Annotated in this window: 16 protein-coding genes, 1 tRNA gene and 1 riboswitch; of the genes, 6 read left to right on the top strand and 11 right to left on the bottom strand. The window is 63.7% G+C overall.

The features are described 5' to 3' along the window. Positions 1-60 precede the first annotated feature (60 nt). A complete protein-coding gene (locus C7441_RS20030; protein WP_019170621.1) occupies positions 61-444 on the top strand; it encodes a RidA family protein in 384 nt (127 codons plus the stop codon). A gap of 57 nt (positions 445-501) precedes the next feature. Continuing rightward, on the top strand, positions 502-1,305 hold the full coding sequence (locus tag C7441_RS20035; protein WP_109614378.1) for a creatininase family protein: 804 nt from the start codon (positions 502-504) through the stop codon (positions 1,303-1,305). Positions 1,306-1,387: 82 nt separating this feature from the next. Here C7441_RS20035 and C7441_RS20040 read toward each other — a convergent pair whose 3' ends face one another. Beyond that, positions 1,388-1,897 carry a tyrosine phosphatase family protein gene (locus tag C7441_RS20040; RefSeq protein WP_109614379.1) on the bottom strand — a complete coding sequence of 170 codons (510 nt, stop codon included), beginning with the start codon at positions 1,895-1,897 and terminating at the stop codon, positions 1,388-1,390. Beyond that, positions 1,894-2,955 (bottom strand): threonine-phosphate decarboxylase CobD, encoded by a 1,062-nt coding sequence (gene cobD, locus C7441_RS20045; RefSeq protein ID WP_109614380.1) that lies wholly within the window; start codon positions 2,953-2,955, stop codon positions 1,894-1,896. Before cobD ends, C7441_RS20040 begins: the two co-directional genes overlap by 4 nt. Between cobD and cbiB the strand changes: the two genes are divergently transcribed. Beyond that, positions 2,954-3,919, top strand: a complete 966-nt coding sequence (cbiB, locus tag C7441_RS20050; protein WP_109614381.1) for an adenosylcobinamide-phosphate synthase CbiB — start codon at positions 2,954-2,956, stop codon at positions 3,917-3,919. The genes cobD and cbiB overlap by 2 nt on opposite strands. 9 nt (positions 3,920-3,928) lie before the next feature. On the opposite strand, the gene cobO is transcribed toward cbiB, so the two are convergent. From cobO to C7441_RS20080, 6 genes are all read right to left on the bottom strand, one after another. Then, positions 3,929-4,546 carry a cob(I)yrinic acid a,c-diamide adenosyltransferase gene (cobO, locus tag C7441_RS20055; RefSeq protein WP_109614382.1) on the bottom strand — a complete coding sequence of 206 codons (618 nt, stop codon included), beginning with the start codon at positions 4,544-4,546 and terminating at the stop codon, positions 3,929-3,931. Between the two features lies 1 nt (position 4,547). Further along, positions 4,548-5,063 carry a bifunctional adenosylcobinamide kinase/adenosylcobinamide-phosphate guanylyltransferase gene (gene cobU, locus C7441_RS20060; protein ID WP_109614383.1) on the bottom strand — a complete coding sequence of 172 codons (516 nt, stop codon included), beginning with the start codon at positions 5,061-5,063 and terminating at the stop codon, positions 4,548-4,550. Next, positions 5,056-5,829: a CbtA family protein gene (locus tag C7441_RS20065; protein WP_109614384.1), complete on the bottom strand. Its 774-nt coding sequence runs from the start codon at positions 5,827-5,829 to the stop codon at positions 5,056-5,058. Before C7441_RS20065 ends, cobU begins: the two co-directional genes overlap by 8 nt. Positions 5,830-5,844: 15 nt before the next feature. After that, on the bottom strand, positions 5,845-6,027 hold the full coding sequence (locus C7441_RS20070; RefSeq protein WP_109614385.1) for a CbtB domain-containing protein: 183 nt from the start codon (positions 6,025-6,027) through the stop codon (positions 5,845-5,847). A 35-nt stretch (positions 6,028-6,062) separates the two neighbouring features. Continuing rightward, positions 6,063-6,258: riboswitch (cobalamin riboswitch) on the bottom strand. A gap of 92 nt (positions 6,259-6,350) precedes the next feature. Continuing rightward, positions 6,351-7,550, bottom strand: coding sequence for an MFS transporter (locus C7441_RS20075; protein ID WP_109614386.1), 1,200 nt, complete (start codon positions 7,548-7,550; stop codon positions 6,351-6,353). 114 nt (positions 7,551-7,664) lie between these two features. Then, positions 7,665-8,495, bottom strand: a complete 831-nt coding sequence (locus C7441_RS20080) for an aldo/keto reductase (RefSeq protein WP_109614397.1) — start codon at positions 8,493-8,495, stop codon at positions 7,665-7,667. Between the two features lie 147 nt (positions 8,496-8,642). On the opposite strand from C7441_RS20080, the gene C7441_RS20085 reads away from it, so the two are divergent. After that, positions 8,643-9,665 carry a heparan-alpha-glucosaminide N-acetyltransferase gene (locus C7441_RS20085; protein ID WP_109614387.1) on the top strand — a complete coding sequence of 341 codons (1,023 nt, stop codon included), beginning with the start codon at positions 8,643-8,645 and terminating at the stop codon, positions 9,663-9,665. Next, positions 9,662-10,141, top strand: coding sequence for a methyltransferase family protein (locus C7441_RS20090; RefSeq protein ID WP_019170645.1), 480 nt, complete (start codon positions 9,662-9,664; stop codon positions 10,139-10,141). The genes C7441_RS20085 and C7441_RS20090 overlap by 4 nt, the downstream gene beginning before the upstream one ends. A gap of 48 nt (positions 10,142-10,189) precedes the next feature. Here the strand turns inward: C7441_RS20090 and C7441_RS20095 are convergent, their stop codons facing one another. The 3 genes from C7441_RS20095 to C7441_RS20105 form a co-directional block, all read right to left on the bottom strand. Then, a complete protein-coding gene (locus C7441_RS20095) occupies positions 10,190-10,576 on the bottom strand; it encodes a MerR family transcriptional regulator (protein ID WP_019170644.1) in 387 nt (128 codons plus the stop codon). Positions 10,577-10,681: 105 nt separating this feature from the next. Beyond that, complete coding sequence (gene mgtE, locus C7441_RS20100) at positions 10,682-12,100, bottom strand: magnesium transporter (protein WP_109614388.1); 1,419 nt, start codon at positions 12,098-12,100, stop codon at positions 10,682-10,684. A 249-nt stretch (positions 12,101-12,349) separates the two neighbouring features. Next, positions 12,350-12,434 (bottom strand) — tRNA-Leu (locus tag C7441_RS20105). A gap of 209 nt (positions 12,435-12,643) precedes the next feature. Between C7441_RS20105 and lipB the strand changes: the two genes are divergently transcribed. Beyond that, positions 12,644-13,384 carry a lipoyl(octanoyl) transferase LipB gene (gene lipB / locus C7441_RS20110; protein WP_109614398.1) on the top strand — a complete coding sequence of 247 codons (741 nt, stop codon included), beginning with the start codon at positions 12,644-12,646 and terminating at the stop codon, positions 13,382-13,384. Positions 13,385-13,653: the final 269 nt, after the last annotated feature.

The following is a 13,653-nucleotide window of genomic DNA, read 5'->3' on the forward strand; positions in this document are numbered from 1 at the left end:
CGAACGCTTCCAACCAAGCGTGAACCGCTCTACGCTGGGTGAAAATGAGGGTAACGCGCGATGTTCAAATTCCTGACGCCAAAAACGATAAGGCCGCCTTTCGCCCGCTACAGCCACGGCATAGAGATACCGGCCGGAAAGCGGCTGGTGGTCTGCGCCGGTCAGGTCGGCATCGGCCCTGACGATTCGGTCCCGGAAGATATCGCAGCGCAGGCCGAGCTCTGCTTCAACAACATTGCCGCGGTGCTGGACGAGGCCGGCATGACGCTCGCCAATGTCGTGCGCATCAACGCTTTCGTCGGCGACCGCGCCCACTTGAAAGCCTATACGCAGGTGCGTGACCGGCTGTTCCCGGAACCGGCTCCGGCCTCCACGCTTCTCATCGTGGCAGGCTTCGCGCGGCCCGAATTCAAGATCGAGGTCGAAGTCATCGCCGCAGGGTGATCGACAATGGCGCAATCCGGGTTTAGGCGACAAGCGAAACAGCAAACGAGGTCAAACGTGGCAGAAGCAGGAAGACGCGTGTGGTGGGGTGACTACAAGGCCGCCGACTTCGCCGACCTCGATCCCGAGGCGACGATTGCAGTGCTGCCGGTCGCCGCCATAGAGCAGCACGGCCCGCATTTGCCGGTCTCGACCGACACCGCCATCATGCAGGGCATGCTGGAGACGGCCATCCCTCTCCTGCCCGCCGATCTCGACGCCCGCATCCTGCCTGTTCAGGCAGTCGGCAAGTCGGACGAGCATATACGAACGCCCGGCACGCTGACCCTGCCGGCGGCCACGCTGATCGAGGCGTGGACGGAGCTTGGAGCGTCCATCGCGCGCGCCGGCCTGCGCAAGCTGGTCATCGTGAATTCACATGGCGGCAATGAGGAGGTCATGGGCATCGTTACGCGAAACCTGCGCGTGCGCTTCGACATGCTGGCGGTGAAGACGAGTTGGGAACGCTTCGGCCGGCCGGAAGGGCTTTTCACCGATCTGGAACTACGCCAGGGCATCCATGGCGGCGATGTCGAAACCTCGCTGATGCTGCATTTCCGGCCCGATCTGGTCGATATGGGCAAGGCTGAGAATTTCATCTCAAGCACGGCCAGAGCCGAGCGCGAATTCGACCTGCTGCGGCCGCAGAGCCCACACGCCTTCGCCTGGCTTGCCACCGACCTGAACCCGCACGGCGTGGTCGGCAATGCCTCGGCCGCCACTGCCGAGAAGGGCCGGCAAACCGCCGAGCACCAGGCCGTCGGTTTCGTCCGGCTGCTGCAGGATGTACGCAAGGCCAGGCTGACGGAGTGGCTGGCATAGAGCACGTTGCAGCCAGGTGGAATCAGTCGCCCGAAAACCGCTTTTCGGCATCATGGTCCAGGCCCGCGGATTGGCGCGATCCCTACCCGTTGATCTCCAGCGCAAAGGGCACGCCCTCGAACGCATCCGCCCCACGGCCGATACTCTTGATCGCGGCGATCATGCGGCCCTCGCGGCCCAGAAGGGCGTCGGCCACGGCAATCAGGCGCGGATTGGGCGTGGCTGAGGGCGACAGCCAGCGCAGTTCTTTCGCAAGCTCCATCTCGTCGCGCTGCCGCGCCAGCGCGGACGCCACGATATAGGCCGAGGCCGTCGAGCGGCTGATACCGGCAAAGCAGTGGATCACCAGCGGCCGGGCGCGGTCCCACTCGGTGGCGAAATCGAGCAGTCGCCGCACATGCGCCTCGCCGGGCAGTGTCATGCCGTCCTGCGCGTCGACGATATCGTTCATCGACAGGAACAGATGATTCTGCGGCGCGATCGCCGCTGGCCGCACCATCTCGGTGCCTGCGGTCAACAGCGAGACGAGGCGCTCCGCCCCCGCCCGCGATACGGTTTCATCGACCTTCGATAAGGGGCAGACAAAGATCACGGCTGCGCCTCCATTGCTCTTTCCTGTCGCCGGGTGGCCCATGCGGCCAGCGCCTGTTCGAGCCGCCGCCATTCGGCCTCGCTGCCCGGAAGTCCGACACGCAGGGCGGTTTCGTCCCAGATGAAGTTGCGAATCAGGATACCCTGCTGCCCCAGTGTCTCAAACAGGGCTGGCGCATCCGGCAGTTTCACGTAACGGAACAGGCTGGTGCCGCCCCCAACCTCAACGCCGGAATCCGCGAACAGAGCATCCAGCCGTGCAGCGTCGGCCGCTAGACGCTCGCGCATGGCCTGCTGCCACGCGTCATCCCCGAGCGCCTTGATGCCATATTCCAGTGCCGGACCTGCCACCGCCCAGGGTCCAAGCTCACCATGGATGCGCGCGGCGAGCGACTCGGCCGCAATGGCAAAGCCAAGCCTGACGCCGGCCAGCCCGAAGAATTTTCCGAAAGAACGCAGCACGACCAACCCGCCGCGCCCGACATCGCCATCCATGCGCTCGTCCAGCGGGCCAACTTCCATAAAGGCTTCATCCACGACAAGCAGGCCGCCCTTGCTGCGCATCTTGTCGGCAAGCTCCAGAAGGTCGCGGCGGCGCGCCACGCGCCCATCGGGATTGTTGGGGTTGACCACAATGGCGATGTCCGCGCTGAACAGCGCATCGAAATCGCGCACTTCCGCCACCGTATGGCCGGCAATGGCGCAGGCGCGCGCATGCTCGGCATAGGTCGGTCCCAGCACCAGCGCCCGACCGGGTTTTACCGCCGCTGCCACGCGCGGCAGCAGGATTTGCGTGCCGGGCGCCGATACGACATTGGCCGCCGACGGCGCACCATAGGTTGCGGCCGCCACCTCGGCCAGCGTGCGCTCGCGGGCCGGTTCCGGCAGCCGCGAGAAGGCGGTGGCAGGCAGATCGAAAAGCGGATAGGAGTGCGGGTTGATCCCGGTCGACAGATCGATCCAGGGCAGCGGCGCTTGCGGAAACAGCGCACTGGCCCGGCCCAGACTGCCGCCATGATCTGCCACTGCATCCACCGGGTTTCCGTTCACAAGCGCCATGTTCGTCCTGCTCGCCTTCCTGTCGCTTCTCGTCGAACTGGGTTTGGGTTACCCGGATCGGCTGGTGCGTGCAATCGGCCATCCCGTCGTCTGGATCGGCCACCTGATCTCTTTCCTCGACCGGCACCTCAACCGCGCGACGCATTCCGACATCCAGCGCCGCATTTCGGGCGTGGTCGCACTCGTCGTTCTGGTGGGCGTACCGGCAACGATAGCACTCATCCTTTCGCTCCTTCTTTCGCCGCTACCTTTCGGCATCATCCTTGTGGCGATTGTGGGCAGCAGCCTGCTTGCGCAGCGCAGCCTGGCCAGCCACGTCAAGGCCGTCGCCGACGCGCTCGACCAGGGTGGCCTCGCGGCCGGGCGGCGCGCTGTTTCCATGATCGTCGGGCGCGACCCCGACCAGCTCGACGAAGCCGCCGTCTGCCGCGCGGCAATCGAAAGCCTGTCGGAGAATTTTTCGGACGGCATCGTCGCACCGGCTTTCTGGCTGGGTGTGGGCGGACTTGTCGGCGGTGTTGCCTACAAGGCGGCCAACACCGCCGATTCGATGATCGGCCACCGCACGCCGCGCCACGAAGCCTTTGGCTGGGCGGCTGCCCGTTTCGACGATCTCGTCAACCTGCCCGCTTCGCGCCTGACCGGACTGCTTCTGGTGGCAGCAGCCGTCCTGGTGCCCGGCGCCGATCCGGCGAATGCCTGGCGCACTGTGCGGCGCGACGCCGGAAAGCATCGCTCGCCCAATGCCGGCTGGCCGGAAGCGGCAATGGCAGGCGCGCTTGGCCTCGCACTGGCCGGCCCGCGTGTCTATGGCGGGGTCCTGGTCGATGACCATACAATGGGCAACGGCCGGCGCGAGGCGACCGCCGAAGACATCCGCCGGGCACTGAAGCTTTTCTGGACCGCCGATCTGATCATGGTCGCGGGTTTCGGCCTGATTGCCGCTGTCGTGGCGCTGGCCTGACCTTAGAGCCTAAAACTCTATTCCCTGTTGCGCCTTCACGCCGGCCGAGAAATGGTGCTTCACCGAGCCCATTTCGGTGACGAGGTCAGCAGCCTCGATCAGCGCGGGTTTGGCGTTGCGGCCAGTCACCACCACATGCAAGCCCTCGCGCCGGTCCTTCAGTGTCTCCACGACCATGTCGAGGTCGAGATATTCGTAGCGCAGCGCGATGTTCAGTTCATCCAGCACCACCAGATCGATGGTCGGATCGTTGATGAGTTCCACCGCCTTGGCCCAGGCGGCTTCGGCGGCGGCAATGTCGCGCTTGATGTCCTGTGTTTCCCAGGTGAAGCCCTCGCCCATCGTGTGCCAGACCATCCGATCGCCGAAAGCAGCGAAAGCATCCTTCTCGCCGGTGTGCCAGGCACCCTTGACGAATTGCACGACGCCAACACGGCGGCCATAGCCCAGCATGCGCAACGCAAGGCCGAAAGCGGCCGTGGTCTTGCCCTTGCCGGGACCGGTATTGACGATCAGCAGCCCCTTCTGCTCGATGGTCTTGCCCGCAACCTCGGCATCCTGCACCGCCTTGCGCCTGGCCATCTTGGCCTTGTGGCGTTCGGCTTCCGTATCGTCGATTTCCTTCATGTCATTTCACCTGCATGGGCAGGCCCGCGACCATGAACAACACATGGGTCGCACGGGCCGCGATCTTCTGGTTGAGACGGCCGGCCGCATCGCGAAACCTGCGCGCCAGCGCATTGTCCGGCACGATGCCGAGCCCGACCTCGTTGGCCACGACGAACCACGGCCCGCGCGGCTTGCCGAGCACCTGCGCCAGGCGTTCGCTTTCGCGTTCCACATCATGTTCCGCGAGGAGATGATTGGAAAGCCAGAGCGTCAGGCAGTCGACCAGCAAGGGGCGGCCATCGGGCACGCTCTCGATCGCGCCGGCGAGATCCAGCGGCGCGTCCAGCGTTTCCCAGCCTTCGACGCGGCGGCCGCGGTGCAACGCGATGCGCTCCGCCATTTCGTCGTCATAGGCCTGCGCCGTGGCGATATATGTCCACGGCGCAGGAAAAACGGTCGCCAGCTGCTCGGCATGCGCGCTCTTGCCGGAGCGCGCGCCGCCGAGCAGCAGCGTCAATGTGTTGGCCTCAGGCAAAGCTGTCGCGCAGGCTTTTTGCCTCTCCGGTGAAGCGGCCACGCACGACGCCGACCAATGCCCCCAGCACCACCCAGAAGATCAGGTTGGTGACGGTGACCGCGACGACGAACTGATGGTGCAGGTCCGGCGGGACCGGCGTTTCATGGCTTGGGGGCTGCGGCGCTCCGATGACGTGCGGCGCAACGATCAACGCCACGCCGACCAACGAGAGCAGCAGCGAGCTGCGGAAGGCGATCAGGCCAAGGCCCGCGGCAGTTGCGACAGCCGTACCGATCCACCAGACCTGACGGGAGGCAAGGTCGGCCGCCGGCATCGCCGGCAATTCCGGCGGCAGGCCAAGGCCCGGCGCCAGCGTGAACACGGCAAAACCGGCAAAGCCCCAGAAAACGCCCTGGCGCCAGTTGGCGATGCCGCCGGCAAGCTCCGACACGGCAACCAGAACCAGCGCGAAGCCGATGCCGGTGACGATATTGGCAAGCACGGTGAAGCCGTAGCGCTCGAAGCCGTCGGCCGGCTCCCACGCCTCTTCTTCCTCGGCGGGGGTCGCGGCTGCAGCCCCATGGGCCGCCGCACCATTCACATCGGCGCCCGGGGCAGCCTCCGGGGTGCCGTGGTCATGGTGATGGCCTCCGCCGGCCTCTTCATAGACTTCGGCCTGCAAAATCAGCGGAACGGTTGCGAAGCTCTGCATCGCGGCCATGACCAGACCGGACAATAGTCCGGCGATCGCCGCGATGAACACGACGTTGCGAAACAATGTCATTGGGAAAATCCCCTGTTAGTGGCAGGGGAACGCCAGCGAGTGACGGAAATCGTGAGCCGCATTGTGGACGACGTCCATATGCGAGAAGCCGACGAAGCCGATCACGAACAATCCCAGCAATGCGGAAAGCGCAAGCTGCGTTGCACGCGAAGCCGAGCCGATGGAAGCGCCGAGCTGCGACGAAGAAACCGTATTCATTCCAAAGTCCTTTCACCCTCCACCCGAGGGCCTTAGAGTTGCCTTCGTCGTCGGCAGGTCTCCTGGCTTGCGGGTCACCGCCCTTCCCCGCCTTCCCGAGGTTTGATCCTCAGTGGCATCTGGGGAGAGCTCTCCGCATACAGTTGCGGGGGCAGCCACGGCTTTGGGCAATATATGCCCTCACCGCATTCCCTCTTTGGTCCGTCCGGAACCGACGACAGCGGCAACTATAGGGAGAATCGCAGCGCCCGGCAAATCCATTTCCCGCTCTTTTCGGCCCCTTGCAGGTCGCAAACGCGCAAGTTCCCGTGCCGCAGTCGCGATCACATCGATTTCGGCAGATAGCGCCAGGCAATCAGCCCGCATGCGATGGTGAGAATGCCGAGCGTGCCGAACACCCCGCCCAGCCCGAAAAAGCTCAGCACCAGCGAATAGACGAGTGGTGGCAGAAGCTCCGACAAATCGAGATAGGTGCGGTATACGGCCGTCATCTGCGGCCGTTCATAGCTGCGCACCGCCCGCAGGAAGGCGGTCGAACCAAGCGCGTCGAGCGCCACCGTGAACAAGGCGCCCACCAACAGGAAACCACCCGTCGCCAGCGGCCATATCTCGCCGCTGAATCCGGCCGCGAACAGGGACGCGCTGATGGCGAAGAACGCCAGCGTCATGATCTTGCGCGCGCTGAAGCGGCGCCCCGCCCGCCCCCAGAAGATCGCGGTGAACAGCACCGCATTTCCGGCCGAAACCAGCAGGCCCCCGGCCAGTTCGCCCTGCCCCGTCGCCACCATCAGGATCGGTCCATAGACGAAGAATGTGGTCCAGAAGCAGGAGCGTCCGAACGCGATCACCCAAGCCAGCCTCAGCCGGGGTTGCGAGACGAAGCGACGGATGTTCCTGAGCGGGCTGGCGGGGCGTGTCCTGCCCGGTCGTATCAGCGCATTGTCGCCGAGGCGAAAATACCAGAATGCCACGAGCTGGGCCGCGGCGAACACCACCACCAGCCCCTGCGCGGCAACGATGCCATAGTGCGTGTACAGGAAAACGCCGAGCGTCGGACCGCCGGTCCAGGCGACCATCGACCATGCCATGCGCATCGATTCGGCCTGCATGATCTCCGTCTTGCGGATATGGTCCATGATGTAGAGATTGAGCGTGATGGCGAGTGCGCTGGCGCCCATTACCCGCGCCAGCATGCCGAGCAACTGTCCCGGCATCGAATGCGTCATGAACAGCAGCGAGCCGATAGCCAGCAGCGAAGCGCCGGCGGTGTAGATCCACCGCCGCGAGAAGCGCTCGATCAACAGCGGCATGAACAGCGTCGCCGAAAGCCCGATCATCGCCACAAGCGTATAGAGCAGCGAGACGGTCTGCTTGTTCTGCAGCAACTCGTAGGCCTGGATCGGCACGACGCTGGTGATGGTGGCCCGTGCGAAGGATTCGAGGGCGTAGAGCGTGGCGAAAGTGCGCGCGCCGGCCGGCTTTACGGCCGGAAGCCAGATGGGATGCCTTACCTGCGTGATCATGCCTGCACCGGATCGTTCCGGGAAACATTCGCAGGCTGTCCCCACCCGCCGATAGCAGGAAATCGACCTTTAGCCGTCGCAAAAAGCGATGGCCATTCGCAAAGCGCTTCTGGCCTAAACGCTGTCCCACTGCGGCGAGAAGTCGTAATCGCATATGCGGTGGTTCGCATCGCCGAGCGCGGAGATCGCGGCCATCTCCTGCTCGGAGAGAGCAAAATCGAAAATCGAGATGTTCTCCACCAGCCGCTCCGGCCTGGTCGTGCGCGGAATGGCCACGCCCCCCTCCTGCTGCACATGCCAGCGCAGCACGACCTGCCCCGGCGTCTTGCCATGGCGCGCAGCCGCGTCCTGCACCGCCGGTTCCTCGAACAACCCGCCGGCGCGGAACAGCGGGCAATAGGAAACCGCCGCCAGCCCGTTTTCGCGGCACATGCCCAAAATCTTGGCCTGGTTCAGATAGGGGTGATATTCGACCTGATCGGCCACCAGCGGGGCGTCCGACAGTTCGATGGCGCGGGCAAGCAGGCCGGTCGGAAAATTGGCGACGCCGATGTGGCGGGCAAGCCCCCTGCACCGCGCCGCATTCAGCGCCCCTATCGTTTCCTCCAGCGGAATATCCGGGTTCGGCCAATGGATCATCAGCAGGTCCACATGGTCCAGGCCGAGATCCTTCAGGCTTGCCTCGGTCGAGCGCTCGAAGTCGCCCGGCGCATTGTCGGTCCACCACACTTTCGTGGTCACGAAGACCTCGTCGCGCGCCACCCCGGCGGCACGCAACCCGGCCCCCACCTCCGCCTCGTTCCGGTATATGCGTGCCGTGTCGATATGGCGGTAGCCGACCGACAACGCTCGTGACACCATCTCGGCGCACGCGTCGCCCTTCAACGTCCAGGTGCCAAGTCCCAGCGCCGGAATGGAAGCGCCATTTGCATTCACGTTGTGCATGGTTTTCTCCGCGTCATTGTCCGGCCCGCATATCGGCGCAAAGATCGGTTTCGATTTCACGGTGATACACAGATTCGAGATGCCACAACGATCTTCACCTGCCAGAGAAGATGCGGCATCGCGGCCTCCTATGCTAACGATGGCACCATGACCGCAACTCCCGCAAGCCAAACCGCCGATCCAGCCGCCGCGCCGGATCAAACCGCATTTCCGCGCAAGCGCATAGAGGCCCTGGATATAGCCCGCGGCCTGGCGCTGGTGACCATGGCGATCTACCACTTCACCTGGGACCTGGAATTCTTCGGCTATGTCGATCCGGGAACGACGGCGGTGGGCGGATGGAAGCTGTTTGCGCGCTGCATCGCATCGAGCTTCCTGTTTCTCGTCGGCGTAAGCCTCGTTCTGGCGCATGGCCGCGGCATACGCTGGAAGTCGTTCTGGCGGCGCTTCGCCATGGTGGCGGGTGCCGCCATCGCCATCTCCATCGCTACGTGGGTCGCGATGCCGGAAGGGTTCATCTTCTTCGGCATCCTGCACCAGATCGCGCTGGCCAGCCTGCTTGGCCTCGCCTTCCTGCGGCTACCGCCCCTGCTGACGCTCGTCGTCGCAGCCGCGGTGATTGCCGCGCCGAATTTCCTGCGAAGCAGCTTTTTCGACCACCCGGCATTGTGGTGGGTGGGGCTGTCGTCCAGCAATCCGCATTCCAACGACTACGTCCCGGTGTTTCCGTGGTTCGGTGCGGTTCTGGCCGGTGTCGCCGCCTCTCGCCTCGCCGTGTCGAGTGGCTTGTTTGCCCGGCTTGCGGAGGTTCGTTTCGGACGCTGGGCAAGCCCTCTCGACTTTTCCGGCCGCCACAGCCTCGCCTTCTACCTCATCCACCAGCCGGTGCTGATCGCCTGCGTCTGGGCCTTCTCGCAAGTCTGGCCCGCGCAAATAGCGTCGAATGAAGTGCGCTTCCGCGCCTCGTGCGAGCGCACCTGCGGGCAGTCGCGCGATGCCGACTTCTGCGCACGCTATTGCGCGTGCATGCTCGACACGTTGGGGAAAGATGGGCTCGACCAGCTTTTCGCCAGTGCCCCAACACCGGAATTGCGCGCTAGAATAGAAGACAATGCCAGCCTGTGCACTGCCAGAACCGATGGCGAATTGCTTGACGGAGAGACGCCGTGACCACTGACTATCGCGCCAGACCCAATACCGTTCCGTGGCCGCCACTGGTCTACATCGTGGCCGTGGCGCTGAGCATCGCACTCAACATCGTTTATCCGCTGCCGTGGTTTCACGGCTTGCTTGGCGACATCCTGTTCGCGGCCGGCTGGCTGGCCGTTCTGGGCGCCATTGCCCTCTATGTCTCGGCATTGCAGGCCATGCGCCGGGCACGCACCACGATATTGCCGACGCAGGCCGCCGAACATCTCGTCACCGATGGCGCCTTCGCCGTCACCCGCAACCCGATCTATCTCGCCATCACACTGCTGATGGTCGGCGTCGGCCTCATAACCGGCATCGTCTGGTTCCTGCTGTTCGGGGTGCTTGCGGCATTCGCCACGCAAAAGCTCGCGGTGGAGCGCGAGGAGAAGCATCTGGAAACGCGCTTCGGCAAGCGCTACCGCGACTACACCAAGCGGGTGCGCCGCTGGATCTGAATCGGGCACGACGCTTCGCGCCGGTTCGATAAAGGCTCCGCCCTTCAGTCAGGTGGTGACGCCGAGTTCCACCAGCCGCTCGACGCAGGCCTCCTCCGCCTGATCAAGCTCCGCCAGCGTCTCTTCCAGATCGCGGCGCTTCTGGCGCAAATCCTCGCGCTTTTCCTCGATGCGCTTGAGCATGAGGTTGAGCTGGCCGACCTCTCCGGGCGGCTCCTTGTACATCTGGATGATTTCCCGGATTTCGCTGATCGAAAAACCGAGGCGCTTGCCGCGCATGATCTGCTTGATCAGATGGCGGTCCGAGGGACGGAAAAGCCGGGTGCGTCCGCGACGGACAGGCTGGATGAGCCCCTCGTCCTCATAAAAGCGCAAGGTGCGCGTGGAGATGTCGAATTCGCGGGTCAGTTCCGTGATCGAATAATATTCCCGCATGGCTTGTCTCGCATTTCGCCCGGCACGGCGTGAGCGGAATCCTCGCACGGCATTTACGTAAAAGTCAATCGCGGACGAAAAAGCCAGCCAATGCAGGATGCAGGCTCACAACAGCCCGAACCACCAGGTCGCCAGACCGAGAAATGCGAAGAAACCGACCACGTCGGTCACGGTCGTCACGAACACGGCCGACGCCACCGCCGGATCGGCGCCCAGCCTGTGCAGCAAAAGCGGGATGAGGATGCCCGCGAGCGCGGCCACGAACATGTTGATGATCATGGCGGCGGCGATGATGCCGCCCAGATTGGCGTCCTGGAACCAGGTTCCGGCCACGATGCCGATCAGCACGGCAAAAATGATGCCGTTGAGGAAGCCGACCCCCATCTCGCGGCGAATGATGCGACCGGCATTGTAGATATCGAGGTTGCGCGTGGCCAGGGCGCGCACGGTGACGGTCATGGTCTGCGAGCCGGCATTGCCCCCCATGCCGGCCACGATCGGCATCAGCACCGCCAGCGCCACGATATGCTCGATGGTGCGATCGAACAGGCCGATCACCGAGGCCGCCAGAAACGCCGTGAACAAATTGACCAGCAGCCACGGCACGCGCGAGCGCGAGGCCGTGAGGACGGTATCCGAAAGCTCCTCATCGCCAACGCCGCCCATGCGCAGCAGGTCTTCCTCCGCCTCTTCCTGGATGACGTCCACGACATCGTCGATGGTGAGCACCCCGACGAGGCGGTCGTTCTCGTCCACCACCGCGGCCGACAGCAGGTCGTACTGCTCGAATTCGCGCGCCGCCTCTTCCTGGTCCATGCTGGCCGGGATGGCATGGCGCGTCTCGTGCATCACGTCTTCGATCTTCACCGCCCGCTTGGAGCGCAGGATCTGGTCGAGGTCCAGCGCGCCGAGCAGCTTGAAGGTCGGATCGATGACGAAAATCTGGCTGAACCTGTCCGGCAGGTTCTTGTCCTCGCGCATATAGTCGATGGTCTGGCCGACGGTCCAGAAAGGCGGCACGGCCACGAATTCGGTCTGCATGCGGCGACCGGCCGTCTCTTCCGGATAATCGAGCGAACGGCGCAGCCTGATTCGCTCGGTGAATGGAAGCTGCGCCAGGATCTCGTCCTGGTCCTGTTCGTCGAGGTCCTCGAGGATGTAGACGGCATCATCCGAATCGAGCTGCTGCACCGCCTGCGCGATCTGCTCGTTGGGCAGGCTGTCGACGATCTCCAGCCGGATCGCCTCGTCGACCTCGGTCAGCGCGGAAAAATCGAAGTCGCTGCCAAGAAGTTCGACCAGGGTACGCCGCTGCTCCGCAGACAGCGCCTCGAGCAGATGGCCAAGCTCGGACTGGTGCAGGCTGCCGACATCGCGCTTCAGGGCCTGCGTATCATGCGCGGCAAGTGCGGCACCGACATCGGCCAGGAAAGACGAGCGCACGACGCCGTCATCGTCATAGATGTCGGCATGCAGATGCGGATGGCCGGAGGCCTCCGGCGAATGTCCGTCCTGACCTTCCAAACGTGCCCCTTGCTGCGCTATTGCGGGAAGAACCTTGCGGTCTGGTCTAGTGCAGAATGCGCGCCGACATCAATCGAAATGAGCCCCTGTCCCCGCCCTTGTCGGCAAGTGTGATGCGATTTCCGCGCCGGCGCGTCCGCATTTCGGCAGTCGGCTTCAGACATCCCGGACGGGATAGCCGAAAAGCTGATGTCGATCTTTTATGAAAGGGAAATCAAAAGGCTGAAGAAACCTTTTAAGGTTTCGTGATGGTGCGGTCGAGAAGACTCGAACTTCCACGGGTTGCCCCACAGCGACCTCAACGCTGCGCGTCTACCAATTCCGCCACGACCGCACGTCACGACAGGGCCGGTTCCCACCGGCCAGCGGCATGTAGCAAATCACTTCGGACGACACAAGTGCGCGGCGACGAATAATCGACCTCTTTCGAAACTTCTGCGCAAGCCCTTCATCCGCCTTGAAAATCGGCCATCCGCGCACGGCAAACTGGACCTTTGGCGACACTGCCGCCATATGAGGAAGAGCAATTTTTCGGAAATCGCCATGAATCAGCGCAGCCAGATCGACACATCCTTCCTGCCGACAGCGGATTCGTCGCCCGTGGAGTGGCGAATCGAGCCCGGCTTCACCGCTTATGAGGACGCGCTTGCCTTCATGGAGGCCCGTGCCGCGGCGATTCGCGACGGCAGCGCGGCCGAAATGGTCTGGCTGGTGGAACACCCGCCGCTCTATACGGCTGGCACCAGCGCCCGGATGGAAGACCTCGTCGATCCGAATCGCTTTCCGGTATTCGACGCCGGGCGCGGCGGCGAATACACTTATCACGGCCCCGGCCAGCGCGTGGCCTACGTCATGCTCGACCTGAAACGCCGGCGCGAAGACGTGCGCGCCTTCGTGGCCGCGCTGGAAGCCTGGATCATCGCCACCCTCGCCCGATTCAACGTGCGCGGCGAGCGGCGCGAGGATCGCGTCGGCGTGTGGGTGGTGCGCCCCGACCGGCCGCCCATGCCGGACGGCTCGCCCGCCGAGGACAAGATCGCGGCCATCGGCATCAGGCTGCGCCGCTGGGTGAGCTTTCACGGCATCGCCATCAATGTCGAGCCGGAGCTTGAACATTTCACCGGCATCGTGCCTTGCGGCGTCACCGATCATGGCGTCACCAGCCTGGTCGACCTCGGCCTGCCCGTCACCATGACAGACCTCGACATTGCCCTGAAAACCTCATTCGAAACGATATTCGGACCTGCCGAAACACCGTCCGGGCAAGAGCGCAAGACCGCCTGACCGGCCTGAACTCACATCGCCCCAATCCACATCGCCATCGTGACGAGGAACGTCCCCATGCAAATCAACGAGATGACATCCTGAATGAAATCGCTCATCAGTCCCTCCTGTATTTGATATGTTTTTATTTTGTTCCATTTTTGTTCACGCGTCAATGCCCATGCAGGCATTAGAGCGGTTCACGGCTTGATTGAATCGTCAGGATTCCCTGTTTGCTGATTTTGTGATTCAAGATGGTGGCTGGAATGGAGGCCAGCATCTGATGATCG

This window comes from Pseudaminobacter salicylatoxidans (assembly GCF_003148475.1).
Lineage (GTDB): Bacteria > Pseudomonadota > Alphaproteobacteria > Rhizobiales > Rhizobiaceae > Pseudaminobacter > Pseudaminobacter salicylatoxidans.

Bases quoted from the DNA above. Each gene is read 5' to 3' on its own strand.
- C7441_RS20085 (WP_109614387.1), top strand. From the start codon at position 8,643: ATGACCGCAACTCCCGCAAGCCAAACCGCCGATCCAGCCGCCGCGCCG.
- C7441_RS20070 (WP_109614385.1), bottom strand. From the start codon at position 6,027: ATGAATACGGTTTCTTCGTCGCAGCTCGGCGCTTCCATCGGCTCGGCT.
- C7441_RS20080 (WP_109614397.1), bottom strand. From the start codon at position 8,495: ATGCACAACGTGAATGCAAATGGCGCTTCCATTCCGGCGCTGGGACTT.
- cbiB (WP_109614381.1), top strand. From the start codon at position 2,954: ATGTTCGTCCTGCTCGCCTTCCTGTCGCTTCTCGTCGAACTGGGTTTG.
- cobO (WP_109614382.1), bottom strand. From the start codon at position 4,546: ATGAAGGAAATCGACGATACGGAAGCCGAACGCCACAAGGCCAAGATG.
- C7441_RS20065 (WP_109614384.1), bottom strand. From the start codon at position 5,829: ATGACATTGTTTCGCAACGTCGTGTTCATCGCGGCGATCGCCGGACTA.
- C7441_RS20030 (WP_019170621.1), top strand. From the start codon at position 61: ATGTTCAAATTCCTGACGCCAAAAACGATAAGGCCGCCTTTCGCCCGC.
- C7441_RS20075 (WP_109614386.1), bottom strand. From the start codon at position 7,550: ATGATCACGCAGGTAAGGCATCCCATCTGGCTTCCGGCCGTAAAGCCG.
- lipB (WP_109614398.1), top strand. From the start codon at position 12,644: ATGAATCAGCGCAGCCAGATCGACACATCCTTCCTGCCGACAGCGGAT.
- C7441_RS20095 (WP_019170644.1), bottom strand. From the start codon at position 10,576: ATGCGGGAATATTATTCGATCACGGAACTGACCCGCGAATTCGACATC.
- cobD (WP_109614380.1), bottom strand. From the start codon at position 2,955: ATGGCGCTTGTGAACGGAAACCCGGTGGATGCAGTGGCAGATCATGGC.